The sequence below is a fragment of the Acidimicrobiia bacterium genome, from assembly GCA_041393965.1.
Lineage (GTDB): Bacteria > Actinomycetota > Acidimicrobiia > Spongiisociales > UBA5794 > UBA5794.
Genome location: JAWKJB010000002.1, coordinates 40,104 through 56,356 on the forward strand (window position 1 = coordinate 40,104; position 16,253 = coordinate 56,356).

Below are 16,253 nucleotides of genomic sequence, written 5' to 3' on the forward strand. Positions count from 1 at the left end.
GACCCCTTCGAACCGTGTCCGGCAGGGCGACTACGGCGCTTCGACCGGTACCCGCCGGTAGTGGGCGTAGGGATCGAAATCGCGCCGGGTCGGTGGCGCGACGAGCAGCGCGACGATGGCCCAGTTCACAAGGCCGGTCAGGATCCCGAACCACGCAGCCGGTGCGGGTGGGCTCGCGGCGAAACCGGCAAGCGCCGCGGAGACCGAGAAGATGCCGAGCATCCCAAAGACGAACATCGCCCCCTCCCGCGCCCAGATCTGGCGAAACGCGAGGCCAACGGTCAAAACCGCCGTGGTGACCACCGTCGCGCCGAACACGACCGTGATGATCGCCGTGGTGTTCTGTGCTATCTCCCCAGGGTTGTTTCCGCCTCCTCCGAAACCGAGCGACCCCCGGGCGAAACTGTTGTCGATCCGGCTCGGATCGATCCAACTCAGGAGGGAACCGAGGGTGATCCAGCCGAACACGGCCGTCAGTCCCGCCGCAACCACGACGGCCGCTGCGGTCGTTCCATGGTCGTGCATCCACCGTTTCACGGCGTCAAGCGTACCCCGCCGTTCACGAACCGGGCCTGACAAAGGATGCTGTGCAGGGGAGGGGGATGGTTCGCGCTATTGGTTCGACCTATTGGGCGAAGACCCGGATCTCGTGCAGGATCACCCACCCGTCCATGTCGGTCGTATCGACCCGGACATGGCGGATTCCCGGTTGTGGTGTGAAGGTCACCGTGAGCACATCTCCTTGGGCGGCGTCGGCCGTGACCTCGCCAACGGGTGATCCCCGACCCGATTCACCCTCGGCTCGCACATACACCCGGTGGGTCTGGGGACCCGGCGGTGAGACATGGCCGATCAGGATCTCGACCCGTGCGACGGTCTGGGGGCTCCCGAGGTCGATCTCCGCCCACTGTGGAGGTCCGGCGGCGGCGCTCCACCAGGTTGCGTCGGACCCATCGACGAGTTTGGCTCCTCCGTACTCGGTGCTCTCCTCCGCTGAGACGGTGACGGAGCGATCGAGCGCAAGGTTGTTGCTTGCGAACGGCCCGACATCACACGGATCAGGTCGGACCGAGGGAGATATAGCCCGTGCGATCGTGGCGTCATCGACCTCGACGGGAATCACCTCGTCGTCCTTGTCCGCCCCCCAGAACCACAAGAGCCATCCGTCGAACCCATACACACACGACGCGGCCTGCCACCGAGCCATCACCGCCGCACCCTCGGACGCGACCGGATACGCCGATTCGAACGCTCCGAATTCCCCAAGGAGCATCGGCGTTGCGGGCTCGTCGTCAACAATGCCGTACGACGAGGCGATCGCGTCCCAGACACCGCCGAGTCCCGGGTACGCGTGCAGGTCAACGAAATCGAGCGTCGACTCGTCGATGATGGCGGCCGGGACGACCCAACGATTGTCAAGCCCAACCCGTCCCGATTCTGGATCCTCAGCCGAAAAGAAACCCATCGTGATCAGCGCGCCGTCGTCGGCTGCGCGGATGGCGTCTCCGACATTGGTGATGTAGCTGCGCAGATTGTTCACGACCATGGCCGCGACCGCTTCGTCATCCGACAGGTCGTAGGTTGCACCGTCAGCGGTGGTCACGGACCCCGTTGTGATCGAAATGGGTGGGACATCGCGCAGGTAGAACTGTTCGTTTGCGAGCTGCCAGCCGAGGATGTGGTGCGTCGGGGCGCCGCGCGCGTGGAGCCCTTCGATGAGCTCCGTCCAATACTCGATCGCTATCTGCTGCCCCTCCGGTGCGAGATAGAGGGAGTTGCGATACCCACCGAACGGTTCACAGCACGGGAGACGGTTCGAGAAGCCAGGGTCGGGGACATCGTTGCTGGTGGGAAGGGCGACGAGGCCGTGCGCCTCGAGGCGAGTCAGGAGATCCGCAAGATGGTCGAGATACTCCGCACGAATCCCGGTGTCCGTGGTGGTGCACTGCATACACATGTCGAGGAAGAACCGCACGGTGTTCAGGCCGAGCGCCGCAATGGCGTCGAGTTGGGATTCCACCCATTCCTCGTCGTAGAGCGCGAAGAGCCGATCACCTCCTCCTCCGCCGATCTTGAGCAGGAGGTTGACACCGATCGGGACGAAGGTCGTGTCGGTGCGCCGGTCGACGAAACGGTCGCCGTCGATCTCGATCCAGCGAGATGGCGGGGCTGGGGTGGTGGTCGTTGTTTCGGGGGGAGGTGTTGACGAGGTCGACGGGGTGGTGGTTGGCGGTGGAGGGGCGGTCGTTGGTGGCGACGAAGCGGTACACGCTGCGATGAGCGCGGCACCGACGATCGCAACCGCAAGGGACCGTTTGGACATCATGGTACGGTAGTCGTTCGGAGTCGGAGAAAACCGCCTCAGAATTGTATGGAGCCACACCAGTCAGGTAGGTTTCGGGGATGAGCCAGGAACAGACACCAACCACCATCTTGCGCGAAGACCATCAGCTGATCCTGAAGGTTGCCGGACGGCTCGACGAGATGCTCACCGACGAAGAGCAGGGGCTTGCACTCCGTTTCGATGTGCTCGAATCGTGTGTCACCTTCTTCAGGCTGTTCACCGACGCGTTCCACCACGGCATGGAGGAGGACCACCTCTTCCCCGGTCTCGAGGAGGAAGGGCTCCCTTCCGACTCCGGCCCGATCGCCCAGATGCTCGAGGATCACGCGCAGGGGCGTGCGTATGTCGCGGTGATGGTCGCCAACCTCGATGCGGCACGAGAAGGAGACACACAGGCAGGGGCGGCGGTGCGGGACGCAGCCCGTGGCTATGTGGATCTGATCGTGGACCACATCACCCGCGAAGACGGCATCCTCTTCGACATGGCCGACAACATGATCACCGGGTCCGCGTGTTCGGCACTGTGCGCCAAGTACGACGATGTGTGCGCAAGCAAGTTCGAAGGCAAGACGAAGGAAGACCTCGAGCGGCTCGCGGCTGAGATCCTCTAGCGAGGGCTATCGCCTGCGCTCACTCCGGAGTTGACCCCGAGTGCGGAACGATGCGGAAGATCGGGTGGTCCGCCGGATCGGGCAATGCTTCCCACTGACGCCTTGTCGGGCGGTCCCACTTCTGCCGGTACGCGGTGATGAGGTCAGGCTTGTCGGCCGTGTCGAGCTCGACGAGCATGATGGGTTCGACCGAGCGACGCCTCTTCAGCTGCGCCCTCCCAGCAGCCCGGACATTGCGAACCCAATCGGTTTCCCCTCGGGGCGCGACGAGGTATCGCTCACCTTTGTGGTGAAGGACATTGATCGGGATCTCCTGGGGGTTGCCACTCGTGCGGCCCTCGACCACGAGCACCGGATTCCCGAAGAGCCGTGTGAGTCGGTTGCCGACCTCCCTGAGAATCCAGGGTGGCGGGATGTACGCGCGGGCCATGCTCGGAGCGTAGTGCCTCGCGCTGCGCGCCTGAAGGTCGAATCCGCCCCCGGGGAGATGGAGCCGCCTACGAGCGGCGCAGCGCGTACGCGACCGCTTCGGCTCTTGAGTGCACGCCGAGCTTGTTCAGGATGTGCTGGATGTGGTTCCGCACGGTTGCCTGGGAGAGAAACAGCCTCTCCGCGATCGTCGGCCCGTCGAGGCCTTCGGTGAGCAGCTCGAGGACTTCTCGTTCGCGGGGGGTCAGGACATCGAGTCGTTCATCCGTCTTCTCGGTTCCCAGGGTCCATCCATCGAGGCGGTCGACGATGAGACGCTCGAGCTCGGGGGGAAGCGAGATCTCACGGATCAGATGCACCATCCGGCACTCATCGCGCATCTCGATCGGCGGAATGATCGTCGATGCGCTCAGCCACAGGGTCCGGTCCTTCGACGATCGGCCGAGCACCTCCCGAGGTCCCATGATCTCGTCGGGATCCCCGAGCTCGGCGGCGGGGCAGTTGGGACCGCAGACGGCGTCGCCGCATCGGTCTCGCCAACAGAGGATCTCCGCGCACGGTCGTCCGAGCGCTTCTTCCGCGGTGTAGCCGAGGAGGGAGCTCGCGGCGTCGTTCCACGCGATGATCTCGAGGGAGCCGTCCATGGCGACCATCGCGTCACCGGTTCGACCGAGGACATCGAGCATTCCGGCGAGGTCTTCACTCACCGTGCTGTCGATGGAAGTCGTTGAAGCCATGGTGCTCGCAAACTGTATGAAACCCGTGTGGTGTCCGTCAAGCGTACCGGGGGTCGTTCACCCCCGACGACGAACGCAGCACCTGGAGAATCCCGCCTGCCGCGAGGATCTCGCGCATCTCGTCCGGGAGCCGGTCCCCGGTGAGGGTCTCCCCACTCGTCGTGTTGGCGACCGCACCATCGGCGAGGTCGACGGTGATGCGGTCGCCGTCGTCGAAGGTGTCGTGGACACCCCTGCAGACAACAACCGGGAGCCCGAGGGCGATGGCGTTGCGCATGAAGATGCGTGCGAACGACTCGGCGACGACGCATGAGACCCCGAGTGCTTTGAGGTTCTCGGCAGCGGTCTCCCGGCTCGAGCCGCATCCGAAGTTCGTTCCGGCGACAACGACATCGCCGGGCTCGACACCCGATGCGAATGCCGGGTTGACCGATTCGAGGACATGAAGCTTGCGGACCTCGACCGGGTCGACGGCGTACTGACCCGGTGAAAGAACATCCGTGCTGATGTCGCTTCCGAACTTCCAGACCCGACCGGAGATTGGAGCGTCAGCCATCGTTGACCTCCATGTCGCGAGGGTCGACGATGTGGCCCGCAACGGCGGCTGCTGCGACGGTGACCGGTGAGGCGAGGAAGATCTCGGCCTGCGCACTGCCCATCCTTCCAGGGAAGTTGCGGTTGTGGGTTCCGATGCATCGTTCGCCGGGTCCGAGGAGGCCGCCGTGGCCGCCGAAGCACGGCCCACAACCGGGCGCGAGCACCGTGGCTCCTGCCGCCATCAGCTTGCTCATGGCCCCCGACTCCATGGCTTTGGAGACAACCATCCGTGAGGCGGGGGAGACGATCAACCGCACACCGTTCGCGACCTGTTTTCCTTCGAGGAACTCCGCGGCGGCTTCGAGGTCTTCGATCCTGCCGTTGGTGCACGACCCGATGAATGCCTGGTGGATCTCGATCCCGGCTGCCTCGGTGATGTCGGTGACATGATCGACCTCGTTCGGAAGGGCGACCTGTGGGGGGAGATCCGTGAGGTTGATCTCGTGGATCGCCTCATAGTTCGCGTCGAGATCGGCGGAGAAGGGATCACAGCCGGTTCCGTTCGCCTCGATGAGGTACTTGTCCGTGATGTCGTCAGCGGCGAAGAGACCGAACTTTGCTCCCACCTCGACAGCCATGTTCGCCACAGTGAGGCGGGAAGCCATGTCGGCGTCCTTGACGGCCGGCCCGCCGAACTCCATCGCCTTGTACTGGGCGACATCGGATCCGAACCGTCCAGCGATGTGGAGGATGACATCTTTCCAGGTGACGCATCGCTGGAGGTCACCGAACATCTCGAACCGAATCGTCTCTGGCACCCGGAACCACAGCCGGCCGGTTGCGAGCGTGTACACCATCTCGGAGGTTCCGATCCCGGTCCCGCCGGCGCCGAGCGCGCCGTAGGTCGTCGAGTGCGAGTCGGTTCCCACCACGAGCATGCCGGGGCGAATGTGACCGTTTTCGGGGAGAAGCTGATGACAGATGCCGGAGCCCGAGTCGTAGAAGGTCTCGATGCCGAGGCGTTTCACATGGGCCCGGATGCGCTGATGCAGTTCGGCCGCTTCCGCGGTCGGGGCAGGAACCAGGTGGTCTACCACGACAGCGACCTTGCTCGGGTCGAAGGCACCTTCCGGGTGGACATCGTCCAAGATGTCGAACACTCGGGCGGCGAAGATGTCGTGGAGCAGTGCAAGGTCGATGTCCCCCACGACGAACTCGCCGGCGGACACCGAATCGGCGCCTGAGGCTCGTGCGAGGATCTTCTCTGCGAGGGTCATACCCATGGCATCACTCCTGTCATCGTGCTCCTGTCTGCCTGCGTTCGTCAACCCGATTCGATCAATCCGATTACCCGGTTTGCTCCCGTCAACCGGATTCGGTCGATCTGACGGACCCGGTCGGTTCGGTCATCCTGCTCCGAGACTACGCCCTCCACATACATAGAGGATCTGGCCGGTGACATACGACGACTCGTCTGCGGCGAGGAACAGCGCCGCGTTACCGATGTCGGCCGGTGTCCCGATCCGGCGTGCGGGGATCGTCTTGATGAGTCGCTCCTGGACATCGTCCTTCAGGCTCCGGAACAGGGGAGTGTCGACGAGGGCGGGTGCGATCACATTCGCGGTGATGCCGTACCTGGCCATCTCAAGGGCGAGGGTGCGTGTCAGGGAGATCACGGCCCCTTTGGAAGCGGCGTAGTTGGCCTGTCCAGGACCGCCGAGCCATGCGCGGGACGAGATGTTGATGATCCTGCCGTGGTTGCGGTCCATCATGTGGGGCGCGACCGCCCGACACATGAGGAATTGGGACTTGAGGTTGACCTCGATGACGGTGTCCCAGTCCTCGTCGGACATCTTCGCCAGCCATCCGTCTCGTGCCATGCCCACATTGTTGACGAGGATGTCGACGCCACCGAAGGCGTCGATGGCGGAGGCGACGAGTCCCTCGGCGCCCTCCCGCGATGCCACATTCGCCGCGTGACCGGTGGCTGTGTAGCCAGCGTTCTTGAACTCGTCGACCACTTCGTCGACCCGTTCTGATACGAGATCGTTGACGACCACCTTCGCTCCCGCCGCGGCGAGCGCCTCAGCGATCCCTTTGCCGATCCCCTGACCCGAGCCGGTGACGATCGCAACTCTGTCCTTCACATTCACATTGCTTCCTTTCGTTCGACCCGTACCCAGGGTTCCCGTTCAACTAAAAGGTGCGCCCTCACCCACAGAACCAGCATCAGGACCTCAGCCGTCGAACCGTCGAGTTTCTGTGGGCCACAGGTGACATTTCAGTTGAACGGGAACCCTGGGTACGGGGAGACGCGATGGTTATCGGCCTTTGAATTCTGGGGATCGCTTCTCGACGAATGCTTGGATGCCTTCGTCGCGGTCTTCACTCGCTCGGAGCACGGCGTGGCTCGTCGATTCGAGCTCGAGCCCGGTTTCGAGGTCGGTTTCGGTGGCTCGGTTGATCAGTTCCTTCACCCGGTCGTGTGAAAGCGGTGCCCGGCTCGCGATGCGCTCGGCGAGTTCCATCGTTTCGTCCATCAGGTCGTCGTCGGGGACGACCCGGTTGACGAGCCCCATCCGGAAGGCGTCCGCAGCAGAGATGTGGTCTGCGGTGAACATGAGCTCCTTTGCGTAGCCCGGGCCGATGAGTCGCGTTGCGCGCTGGGTTCCGCCTGCACCGGGGAGGCTTCCGACCTTGGCTTCCGGGAAGCCGAGGCGTGCGCTCTCGGTTGCGATGCGGAGGTCGCAGGCGAGTGCCATCTCGAGCCCTCCGCCGAGTGCATAGCCACGGATCGCCGCGATCACCGGCACATGCAGCGATTCGAATCTGCCGAATACGCTGCGGACCAGCAGCCCGAGCGGATCATGGATCAGACCGGCCTCGAACTTGGTTCCGCGGCTCTTGAGGTCTGCTCCGACGCAGAACGCCTTGTCTCCGGCCCCGGTGAGGACCAACGCGCGGGTGTCCGGGTCCTCTTCGATCTGGTCGAGCAGGTCGCCAATGGTTTCGAGCATCGCGACCGTCATCGCGTTGAGGGCCTTGGGTCGGTTGAGCGTCAGCACACCAACCGAACCCACGCGTTTGTAGAGCACAAGGTCCTCTTCGACCTCCTCGGTCGAGGTGTCTGCCTTTTCTTCAACGGCCACGATTGCCTCCTACGGTCGCTTCCTTGTCTGATCCGACGACCACACCGTCTTCGATCAGTCGTGTGATCTCGGCTTCGGTGAATCCGTGACTCCCGAGCACCCTCTCGGTGTCTTCGCCCGGCACCGCAGGGGCAGGTCCGGTCCCGTCGCGAGGCGTCGCCGAGAACCGGCCCGGCAGGACCGGTGAGCGGACCTCGCCGAGCAGCGGATGGGTTGCGGTGACGATCGAACCGGACCGCTCGACATGCTCGGTGCGGGTGAGCTGGTCGTAGTCGAGGATGGGGCCGCACAGCACATCGGCCTCGTCGAGGATCTCGATCCACTCTGCGGTGGTCTTGTGCGCAAACAGCGGGCCGAGGAGGTCGTGGAGCGTTGCGCGGTCGCGGACCCGCTTGTCGTTGGTGTCGAGCCGGGGATCGTCTGCGAGTTCCGGTGCGCCGAGCGCCGTGCACAGCGCGGGCCAGCGCTTCTGGGTGTACCCGGCAACCATCACATAGCCGTCCTTGGTGGGGAATGCCTCGTTTGGGGCGGCGTAGGGGGCGGCGCTTCCGAGCCGCTTCGGCGACACACCGCTCGCGAGATACATCGACAGGGGCACAACCTGGAACGCGAGCAGCGCATCAAGGAGCGACACATCGACCCGTTGACCGGTTCCCGTGCGCTCACGCGCAAGGAGGGCAGCGAGGATTGCTTGGGAGGCAAACACGCCGCCCGCCATGTCGGCCGCGGGAACCCCAACCTTGACAGGCGGGCCGTCCTCGGTCCCGGTGACGCTCATGATGCCTCCCATGGCCTGGGCGACACCGTCGACGCCGGGACGGTCACGCCACGGGCCCGTCTGCCCGAACGCGGAGATCGCGGCATACACGATCCGGGGGTTCGCTGCCCGCATCGCTTCGTAGCCGACACCGAGACGGTCCGCAACACCGGGACGGAAGCTCTCGAGTGCGACATCGCATTGCTGTGCGAGGCGCAGCACGATTTCGGCACCTTCGGGGTGTTTGAGGTCGACGACGATGCCCTGCTTGTTCCGGTTCATGCCGAGGTACGCAGCGGCGACACCTTCGACGAACGGTGGTCCGAGTCGGCGACCCCACTCACCCCCTGGGGGTTCGACCTTGATGACCGTTGCGCCCATGTCGCCGAGGTGCATTGCACAGGTCGGCCCTGCCGCACCCTGTGACAGATCGAGGACCGTGAAGCCTTCGAGCGCTCCGGTCATCGTGCGACAGCGGCAGGTTCGGGAACCGATGCGCCACGCACCGCGAATCGGGCAAAGTCCTCAGCGATCTCGTGTGCCGTCTTGGCGCCGTCCGGCCGGTACCAGCGGATCACCGAGTTGCACATCCCGAGGATGGCCTTGACAGCGACACCAAAATCCTGGGCGACGAATTCCCCTGCCTCATAGCCCTCCTCGAGCAGCCGGCGGAAGACGGCTTCGTAGGCGTCGCGCCGGGCGAGATGTGCTGCCATGTACTCGGTGTCGAGGTAGCGGCCCTCGTCGGTGAAACAGGCAACGGCGTCGCGGTCCTCGATCGCTCCGACCGTGTGGAGGATGACCGCGAGACGGAGCCGTTCGGCGGCAGGGACATGCATGTCGGCCACATCTTCGACAAGTGGTGTCACCCGGCGAACCGTGCGTTCGATGATCTCGGACAGCAACGCCTGCTTGGAAGGGAAATGGTGATAGAGGCTGGATTTGGTGATCCCAACCGCCTCGGCGAGTTCGGACATCGAGGTACCGTTGAAGCCCTTGCGTCGGAATAGTGCGGCGCCTTCGAGGCGAATGCGGTCCCGCGTGTCGGTTCCGTGAATCACGCCGCGGCGCCCTGCGCAAGTCGCATGCCTGCAGCGAGCGCCTCGAGGTTCTTCTTTCGGTGCTGGGGCGGAACCCGCGCAGCCACCGCCCGTTCGAGCGCCGCACCGTCGACAAGGCCGGTATGGGCCTGGAGGACACCGAGCGCAACGACGCCTGTGGCGAGTTCGCCACCGGTGACCGCCCGCGCTGTGTCGACGACGGGGAAGAACACGGCGGTGTCGTCCGGCTCCTCGAGGACGCAGCGGGAGTCGATGATCAGCGTGCTTCCGACCGCCAAATCCGGCTTGTACTTGTCGAGAGCCTTCTGCGACAGCGCAACAAGCGTATCGATGCTGTCGGCGAGCGGAAACCCAACCGTGTCGGTCGCGATCACCACATCGGAACGGCTCGAACCGCCCCTTGATTGGGGTCCGTACAGCTGGCTGTGCGTCGCCCGCTTCCCGGAAAGGATCGCGGCTTCCGCAAGGATCCTGCCTGCGGTCACCACACCTTGCCCGCCCGCGCCAGCGATCCTGATCTCATTGCGAGCCACGGCCACCTCCTGCGCCTGCCCCCTGGAACACGGGACGGATCTCCTTCTTGAGCACACCGGTCTTGAGGGCGGGTGCAGGCAGATCGACCGGCACATGCTCGACGAAACGCTTGTCCGACAGCGGTCCGGCAACCCCTTCATCGCGCATGGCGATCCAGTTGAGCATCTCGGGCCCGCCCCCGATCTTGTTGTAGCGCCCGAAGTACTCGGGGCAGTCGCTCACCAACTCGATGAACGCGAACCCGGGATGGGAGAGGCCTTCCGCCATCACCTTGGTCATGGCGATCGGGTTGGCTGCGAAGACCCTCGCAACGAAGGACGCCCCTGCACCCTTGAGCAGCTCACAGGCGTCAAATCCCGGCTCGGCGTTGCCTTGGGGCGTTGTCGAAGCGATCGCCCCTTCGGGTGTGGTTGGGGCTGCCTGGCCCCCGGTCATGCCGTAGATCGAGTTGTTGAGCAGCAGCACGGTCATGTCGATGTTGCGCCTGGCGGCATGGATGAGGTGATTGCCGCCAATCGCGAGCCCGTCACCATCGCCGGTGACGACCACCACATTGAGATCGGGACGAGCGAGCTTCAAGCCGGTCGCAAAGGCCGGGGCGCGTCCGTGTGTGCCGTGGAGCGTGCAGAAATCCACATAGCCGGCAAGCCGTGAACTGCAGCCGATCCCAGCAACCATCGCGATCTTGTTCTGGTCGAGTTGGAGTTGGTCGACGGCTTCGAGGAATGATCGAAGCACGATGCCGTGGGCGCACCCGGGACACAGGACATGGGGCATCGCCCACTCTCGCAAGTAGGCCTTCACATCGGTCTTCGATGCGGCCGTTGTTTCGGTTTCGGGGTGGATCCTGACATCGGTCATGCGCGTCCTCCGTGGATCTTGGTGAGCACTTCCTCGATCGCGATCGGGGTGACCGGCTCGCCTCCCGAGCGCAGGTGCGGGACGATCTCGGCCTTGCCCATCGCGGAGCGTTCGACTTCCCCGACCAGCTGCCCGAGGTTCATCTCGGCAACGACGATCGTGTCGACTCGTTCGGCCACAGCCCTCACCTGTTCGGTTGGGAACGGCCACACGGTCAGCGGTCTGATCATGCCTGCCTTGATCCCGCGCTCGCGTGCCCGTTCGACCGCGAGCTTGGCGGAGCGTCCAACGATGCCGTAGGCGAACACGGCGATGTCGGCATCATCGAGGAGGTACTCGTCGACTTCGACGACCTCATCGAGGTGGGCATCGATCTTGTTGTGGAGCCGGCTGATGAGCGCCTCGGCAACGGCGGTGTCGTTGGTGGGGAACCCCCGGTGGTCGTGGGCGAGGCCGGTCACATGGAACCGATAGCCGTCCCCGAACGGCGACATCGCGGGGACACCATCGGGATCGGCGTCCTTGGGCCAGAACTCGTCGAGGGCCGTACCTGGTGTCACGCGGTCGACCACGGTCACCGAATCCGGGAGCTCGACGCTTTCACGGGTGTGCCCGATGATCTCGTCGTAGAGGAGAATGACCGGTGTGCGGAAGCGCTCCGCGAGGTTGAAGGCCTTGACGGTGAGGTCGAAGACCTCCCCGACCGACGAGGGGGCAAGCACGATGGCGGGATGGTCGCCGTGGGTCCCCCACCGTGCCTGCATCACATCTCCCTGCGATGGCGAGGTTGGCATGCCCGTGCTGGGACCTCCCCGCATCACATTGACGATCACACAAGGGACCTCGGCGATCGTCGCAAACCCGACATGCTCTTGCATGAGGGAGAAGCCCGGCCCGCTCGTCGCGGTCATCGCTTTGGCACCGGCGATCGACGCACCGATGACCGCCGCGAGGGACGAGATCTCGTCCTCCATCTGCACCGAGACTCCACCGACCTCGGGCATGCGCCGCACCATGTGCTCGGCGATCTCCGACGATGGGGTGATGGGATACCCCCCGTAGAAGGTGCAACCGGCGGCGAGGGCGCCCTTGACGCAGGCCTCGTTGCCCTGGATGAGCTTTGCGGTTGTCGCGGTTGTCATCGGGTGGTCCTCCCTGATGCTGCCGGCACCGGATCGGCTGTCTCCGCCGGTGGGTGGATGGTGATTGCAAAGTCGGGGCACAACATCTCGCACAGACGACACCCGGTGCAGGCATCGGCATCGACGATCAGCAGCGTGCCGTCGGTATCGAGCTTCAGGCAGTACTCGGGACAGACCCTCGGGCAGATGTCGCAGCTCTTGCACCAGTCCTGGCGGATCTCGATGAGGTGGGGTCCCGGGGCAACCTCGGGATCCGGCCCCGGGAGCGGGATCTCCGCCGACGGTGCCTGCCGCCCTGCACGGAACGCCGCAAGGTTGACCTCTTCGGTTCCTTTCGGCACGAGGCTGGTGATTGCCGCTTCCCAGTGTTCGGTGTCGATGTCGACGAAGGCAGCCACCGATCCGAGGATGACGCTGTTCGCGGCCCGCACATTGCCGAGTGCGGCGGCGTTTGCCGTTGCGTCAACGAAGCGGGATTCGAGTCTCCGGTTCTTGAACAGGTCGCCGTCGAATCGGGGATAGGCCCTCGACCAGGCCCTTGTATCGTTGCACGCTCCCGGCGGGACGATCGTCTTGAGGTCGGTGACGACGGCACCGCCGTCGCGGACATACTCGACCCATCGGATGGCTTCCGCCCATTCGAAAGCGGCAAGGACCTCGGCGCTTCCCTTCTCGACGAGCGGGCTGTCGACCTTGTCGCGTTTCCAACGGATGTGGCTCACGACGGAGCCGCCCCGTTGGGCCATGCCGTGCACCTCGCTCTGTTTGACATCGAACCCTGCTCGCATAAGCGCATCGGCGACGATCATGCTCGCGAGGATGACGCCCTGGCCCCCGACGCCTGCCAGCAAGAGGCCCTTCGCACCGTCAGCCATCGCCGTTCCTCCCGTTCATGTCAACCGGCACGATTGCGAGCGGTGGGCAGAGCTGTGCACACAGGGTGCAGCCCGTGCAGGTCACCGTATCGATGACCACCTTGCGCCGTCCTTCGAACATCTCGTCGGACCACACGATCGATGGGCAACCGGCGGTCATGCACGCTTGGCACGCCGTGCAGTCCTCTGCGATCACCCGGAATGGTGTATCCCTGACTTTGATCGGGGCTTCGACACACGGGCGGTTGGTGATGACCACCGACGGGCCGACATGGGCGATCGCCCCTTCGATGGCGCCATAGGTTGCTGCCATGTCGTAGGGGTCGATGACGCGGACATCCCGGACACCGAGGGACTTGCATAGCCCTACCAGATCGACAGGAGTCGCCTCCTGCCCTTGCAATGTGGTCCCGGTGCCCGGATGCTCCTGCCCGCCGGTCATCGCTGTTGTTCCGTTGTCCAAGATGATGACGGTGATGTTTGCATCGGCGTAGACCGCGTCGGCGAGACCCGCGATACCGCCGTGGAGGAAGGTCGAGTCACCGATGGTGGCGACGACGGGGCCTGCGGCGCCTCCCGATGCCGCGAGTCCGACCGCCATGCCGATGCTCGAGCCCATCGCGACACAGGTGTCCATTGACGACAGCGGCTCGAGCGCGGCAAGCGTGTAACACCCGATGTCGCCGGTGACGACGGCGCCGAGGCGCTTGAGGGCAAGGTACGGAGGGGTGTGCGGACAGCCGGGGCACATGAGCGGTGGCCGCGCAACCGTGCCGGGAGCTGGCTCGATCGCGAGGTACTCGGGAAGGACTCCGGCTGCGGCAAATCCTCGCCTGACGGCATCGGGGCTGAGCTCGCCAGCCTGGGGAAAGAACTCCTTGCCTTCGACGGCGAGCCCAGCGGCGCGCAGATCGTTCTCGACGAGGGGATCGAGCTCCTCGATCACGAAGAGCCGATCGACGGTCTTTGCGAACGCTTTGATCCGTTCCATCGGGAGGGGATAGCTCATGCCGAGCTTGAGGGCCTTGGCGTCCGGGAGCACCTCACGGAGGTAGTGGTGGGCGATACCGGAGGTGACCACGCCGATCGAGGTATCCGTCCCGGATTCCTCGATCAGGGGGCTCTGGTCTGCGAATTCTTTCAGGTCCTGCAACCGCCGCAGGAGTGCCGGTCGTCGCCCTCGGGCGTGCCCAGGAATCATGACGTACTTCTGGGGGTTACGCTCGAAGCCGGCGACCGGCCTTTCCTGGCGGTCCCTGAGTTCTACGACCCCTCGGTTGTGCGAAACCCGTGTCGTCGTGCGAACGAGAACCGGGGTGTCGTATTGCTCGGAGATCTCAAATGCGAGCGCCGTGAACCGCTTGGCTTCGGCGCTGTTTGCGGGTTCGAGGAGCGGTACGGAGCCCATCCGGGCGTAGGCCCTCGTGTCCTGCTCGTTCTGGGAACTGTGCATGCCGGGATCGTCCGCGACGAGGATGACGAGGCCCGCCCCGACCCCCGTGTAGGCCATCGTCATGAAGGTGTCTGCGGCAACATTGAGCCCGACATGCTTCATCGTGCACAGGGTGCGGATGCCGCCGAGTGACGCGCCGAGGGCAACATCGAGGGCGACCTTCTCGTTGGGGGACCAGCGGACCTGCATGTCGGTGCGGTTCGCGATCGATTCGAGTGTCTCGGTGCTCGGCGTTCCCGGATAGCCGACGGCCATGAGGGCCCCCGCTTCCACCGCCCCGCGGGCGATGGCCTCGTTGCCGGACAGGAGGACGGTCGTGCCCTCGTCGACACGCGTTTCGAGGGTCGTCATTGCGTGCTCCCGGCGGCGATCAGGTCAAGGATCTCGTCCTCGGCGAGGACATGGTCCGATGTCTTTGCGGCCGCGAGGATCTTGTCGACCGTCGCGTCGTCGGTCTCACGGCCCCGTTTCGTGAGCCATGCGACCGCATTGGCCCTTCCGCTCATGGGGCCGACGGTGATCTCTTGTTCCCTCCCGAGGAGGTCTGCGGGTACGCCGCTGTAGATGCGGTTGGCGAGCCATTCGTCGCCCGTACGAATGGCCTTGAGGACGGCTGCGGCGTGCACACCGGTGCTCGTCTCGAATGCGTCACTCCCGATCGCTGGCCAGTTCTTGGGAATCGGTGTGCTGGTCGCCTTGGAGACCGCCTCACAGTAGGCGGGGAGGGTCGTGAGGTCGAGGTCGAGCCAGCCCATCAGCTTGAGGTTGACGAGCAGCATCTCCATGGGCGTGTTGCCTGCCCGTTCCCCGATGCCGATCCCGCACCCATGCACACGGTGGGCTCCCGAGGCGAGAGCCTGAATCGAGTTGATGACGGACAGGTTGCGGTCCCGGTGGCCGTGATAGTCGATCTTGATGTCTTCGCCGGTTTCGGCGACGATGTCGACGGCGAGTTCGACGAGCGCCCGTACCCCCCATGGGGTTGCGTGGCCGACGGTGTCGGAGAGGCAGATGCGCCGTGCGCCCGCTTCGATCGCCGCGGTGTACAGCGTGCGGAGGATCTCTGGCCTTGCCCGGGTCGTGTCCTCGGTCACATACATGACCTCGAGACCTTCCTTGCGGGCGAGATTGATGGCGTCGACGGTTGTCTTTGCGAGGAAGTCGACATCCCAGCCCTCGACGAATTGGCGGATGGGGCTCGTGCCGAGGAACAGGGAAGCTTCGATCGCGACGCCGGAGCGTTGCTGGGCCTCGGCGATGGGGAGGATGTCTGCTGGGTGGGTCCGGCCTGCACAGTTGGGCTCGATCGAGAAGCCTTCCTTGTCGATCTCTTCGGCAAGGGCGGTGACATGGTCAAGTACGGTCGCGTCGGCGCCCGGGTAGCCGAGATCGACGGCCTGGATGCCGAGGCCAGCCATGCGGTGGAGGATCTCGAGTTTCTCATCGAGGTTCGGTTGACGGACCGACGGGCTCTGGAGGCCGTCACGCAGCGTCTCGTCGTCGAGCTCCACCGTTGCAGGTGCCGGCGTGCCCTCCATGCCGACGACATTCCAGTCGTAGAGCAGCTCCTGTTCCCGAGCGCTGGTGTCTTGCCCCATGCCCTCGCCTCCTTTGCGTTGGATCGATCCCTCGCAGCCGTCCGGCCGGTCGGTTGACAAGGTAGTCATAGAATCCCAAGGACGGGGGCGACCGGCAATCCGCCTTTTGTATCATTTATCTGATGCATTCGCATCACGACAGTGATCGTGGTGCACAAATCACGA

General features: G+C 64.6%; 17 protein-coding genes. 1 reads left to right on the forward strand and 16 read right to left on the reverse strand.

Annotation, left to right across the window (positions count from 1 at the left end; genetic code table 11):
- Positions 1-30: 30 nt before the first annotated feature.
- On the reverse strand, positions 31-537 hold the full coding sequence (locus tag R2823_04990; GenBank protein ID MEZ5175544.1) for a hypothetical protein: 507 nt from the start codon (positions 535-537) through the stop codon (positions 31-33).
- An 88-nt stretch (positions 538-625) separates the two neighbouring features.
- A complete protein-coding gene (locus tag R2823_04995; protein ID MEZ5175545.1) occupies positions 626-2,323 on the reverse strand; it encodes a discoidin domain-containing protein in 1,698 nt (565 codons plus the stop codon).
- Between the two features lie 80 nt (positions 2,324-2,403).
- Between R2823_04995 and R2823_05000 the strand changes: the two genes are divergently transcribed.
- Positions 2,404-2,955, forward strand: coding sequence for a hemerythrin domain-containing protein (locus tag R2823_05000; protein MEZ5175546.1), 552 nt, complete (start codon positions 2,404-2,406; stop codon positions 2,953-2,955).
- Positions 2,956-2,974: 19 nt separating this feature from the next.
- Here R2823_05000 and R2823_05005 read toward each other — a convergent pair whose 3' ends face one another.
- From R2823_05005 to R2823_05070, 14 genes are all read right to left on the reverse strand, one after another.
- Positions 2,975-3,385: a nitroreductase/quinone reductase family protein gene (locus tag R2823_05005; GenBank protein ID MEZ5175547.1), complete on the reverse strand. Its 411-nt coding sequence runs from the start codon at positions 3,383-3,385 to the stop codon at positions 2,975-2,977.
- A gap of 67 nt (positions 3,386-3,452) precedes the next feature.
- On the reverse strand, positions 3,453-4,121 hold the full coding sequence (locus R2823_05010; protein MEZ5175548.1) for a LuxR C-terminal-related transcriptional regulator: 669 nt from the start codon (positions 4,119-4,121) through the stop codon (positions 3,453-3,455).
- Between the two features lie 37 nt (positions 4,122-4,158).
- Entirely contained in the window at positions 4,159-4,677 is a 519-nt protein-coding gene (locus R2823_05015; GenBank protein ID MEZ5175549.1) for a 3-isopropylmalate dehydratase, read from the reverse strand.
- Entirely contained in the window at positions 4,670-5,941 is a 1,272-nt protein-coding gene (locus R2823_05020; protein ID MEZ5175550.1) for a 3-isopropylmalate dehydratase large subunit, read from the reverse strand. Before R2823_05020 ends, R2823_05015 begins: the two co-directional genes overlap by 8 nt.
- A 123-nt stretch (positions 5,942-6,064) precedes the next feature.
- Complete coding sequence (locus R2823_05025) at positions 6,065-6,805, reverse strand: glucose 1-dehydrogenase (GenBank protein ID MEZ5175551.1); 741 nt, start codon at positions 6,803-6,805, stop codon at positions 6,065-6,067.
- Positions 6,806-6,979: 174 nt separating this feature from the next.
- On the reverse strand, positions 6,980-7,807 hold the full coding sequence (locus R2823_05030; protein ID MEZ5175552.1) for an enoyl-CoA hydratase-related protein: 828 nt from the start codon (positions 7,805-7,807) through the stop codon (positions 6,980-6,982).
- A complete protein-coding gene (locus R2823_05035) occupies positions 7,797-9,029 on the reverse strand; it encodes a CoA transferase (protein MEZ5175553.1) in 1,233 nt (410 codons plus the stop codon). The genes R2823_05030 and R2823_05035 overlap by 11 nt, the downstream gene beginning before the upstream one ends.
- Positions 9,026-9,625, reverse strand: coding sequence for a TetR/AcrR family transcriptional regulator (locus R2823_05040; GenBank protein MEZ5175554.1), 600 nt, complete (start codon positions 9,623-9,625; stop codon positions 9,026-9,028). Before R2823_05040 ends, R2823_05035 begins: the two co-directional genes overlap by 4 nt.
- A complete protein-coding gene (locus R2823_05045; GenBank protein MEZ5175555.1) occupies positions 9,622-10,158 on the reverse strand; it encodes a 2-oxoacid:acceptor oxidoreductase family protein in 537 nt (178 codons plus the stop codon). Before R2823_05045 ends, R2823_05040 begins: the two co-directional genes overlap by 4 nt.
- The gene (locus R2823_05050; GenBank protein MEZ5175556.1) at positions 10,145-11,020 is read right to left on the reverse strand and encodes a 2-oxoacid:ferredoxin oxidoreductase subunit beta; all 876 of its coding nucleotides are present in this window, start codon (positions 11,018-11,020) and stop codon (positions 10,145-10,147) included. The genes R2823_05045 and R2823_05050 overlap by 14 nt, the downstream gene beginning before the upstream one ends.
- Complete coding sequence (locus tag R2823_05055) at positions 11,017-12,162, reverse strand: 2-oxoacid:acceptor oxidoreductase subunit alpha (GenBank protein ID MEZ5175557.1); 1,146 nt, start codon at positions 12,160-12,162, stop codon at positions 11,017-11,019. The genes R2823_05050 and R2823_05055 overlap by 4 nt, the downstream gene beginning before the upstream one ends.
- On the reverse strand, positions 12,159-13,037 hold the full coding sequence (locus R2823_05060; protein ID MEZ5175558.1) for a 2-oxoacid:acceptor oxidoreductase family protein: 879 nt from the start codon (positions 13,035-13,037) through the stop codon (positions 12,159-12,161). Before R2823_05060 ends, R2823_05055 begins: the two co-directional genes overlap by 4 nt.
- Positions 13,030-14,841 carry an indolepyruvate ferredoxin oxidoreductase subunit alpha gene (iorA, locus tag R2823_05065; protein ID MEZ5175559.1) on the reverse strand — a complete coding sequence of 604 codons (1,812 nt, stop codon included), beginning with the start codon at positions 14,839-14,841 and terminating at the stop codon, positions 13,030-13,032. Before iorA ends, R2823_05060 begins: the two co-directional genes overlap by 8 nt.
- On the reverse strand, positions 14,838-16,088 hold the full coding sequence (locus R2823_05070) for a LeuA family protein (protein ID MEZ5175560.1): 1,251 nt from the start codon (positions 16,086-16,088) through the stop codon (positions 14,838-14,840). The genes iorA and R2823_05070 overlap by 4 nt, the downstream gene beginning before the upstream one ends.
- Positions 16,089-16,253: the final 165 nt, after the last annotated feature.

Bases quoted from the DNA above. Each gene is read 5' to 3' on its own strand.
- R2823_04995 (MEZ5175545.1), bottom strand. From the start codon at position 2,323: ATGTCCAAACGGTCCCTTGCGGTTGCGATCGTCGGTGCCGCGCTCATC.
- R2823_05000 (MEZ5175546.1), top strand. From the start codon at position 2,404: ATGAGCCAGGAACAGACACCAACCACCATCTTGCGCGAAGACCATCAG.
- R2823_05005 (MEZ5175547.1), bottom strand. From the start codon at position 3,385: ATGGCCCGCGCGTACATCCCGCCACCCTGGATTCTCAGGGAGGTCGGC.
- R2823_05010 (MEZ5175548.1), bottom strand. From the start codon at position 4,121: ATGGCTTCAACGACTTCCATCGACAGCACGGTGAGTGAAGACCTCGCC.
- R2823_05015 (MEZ5175549.1), bottom strand. From the start codon at position 4,677: ATGGCTGACGCTCCAATCTCCGGTCGGGTCTGGAAGTTCGGAAGCGAC.
- R2823_05020 (MEZ5175550.1), bottom strand. From the start codon at position 5,941: ATGGGTATGACCCTCGCAGAGAAGATCCTCGCACGAGCCTCAGGCGCC.
- R2823_05035 (MEZ5175553.1), bottom strand. From the start codon at position 9,029: ATGACCGGAGCGCTCGAAGGCTTCACGGTCCTCGATCTGTCACAGGGT.
- R2823_05050 (MEZ5175556.1), bottom strand. From the start codon at position 11,020: ATGACCGATGTCAGGATCCACCCCGAAACCGAAACAACGGCCGCATCG.
- R2823_05055 (MEZ5175557.1), bottom strand. From the start codon at position 12,162: ATGACAACCGCGACAACCGCAAAGCTCATCCAGGGCAACGAGGCCTGC.
- R2823_05060 (MEZ5175558.1), bottom strand. From the start codon at position 13,037: ATGGCTGACGGTGCGAAGGGCCTCTTGCTGGCAGGCGTCGGGGGCCAG.
- iorA (MEZ5175559.1), bottom strand. From the start codon at position 14,841: ATGACGACCCTCGAAACGCGTGTCGACGAGGGCACGACCGTCCTCCTG.
- R2823_05070 (MEZ5175560.1), bottom strand. From the start codon at position 16,088: ATGGGGCAAGACACCAGCGCTCGGGAACAGGAGCTGCTCTACGACTGG.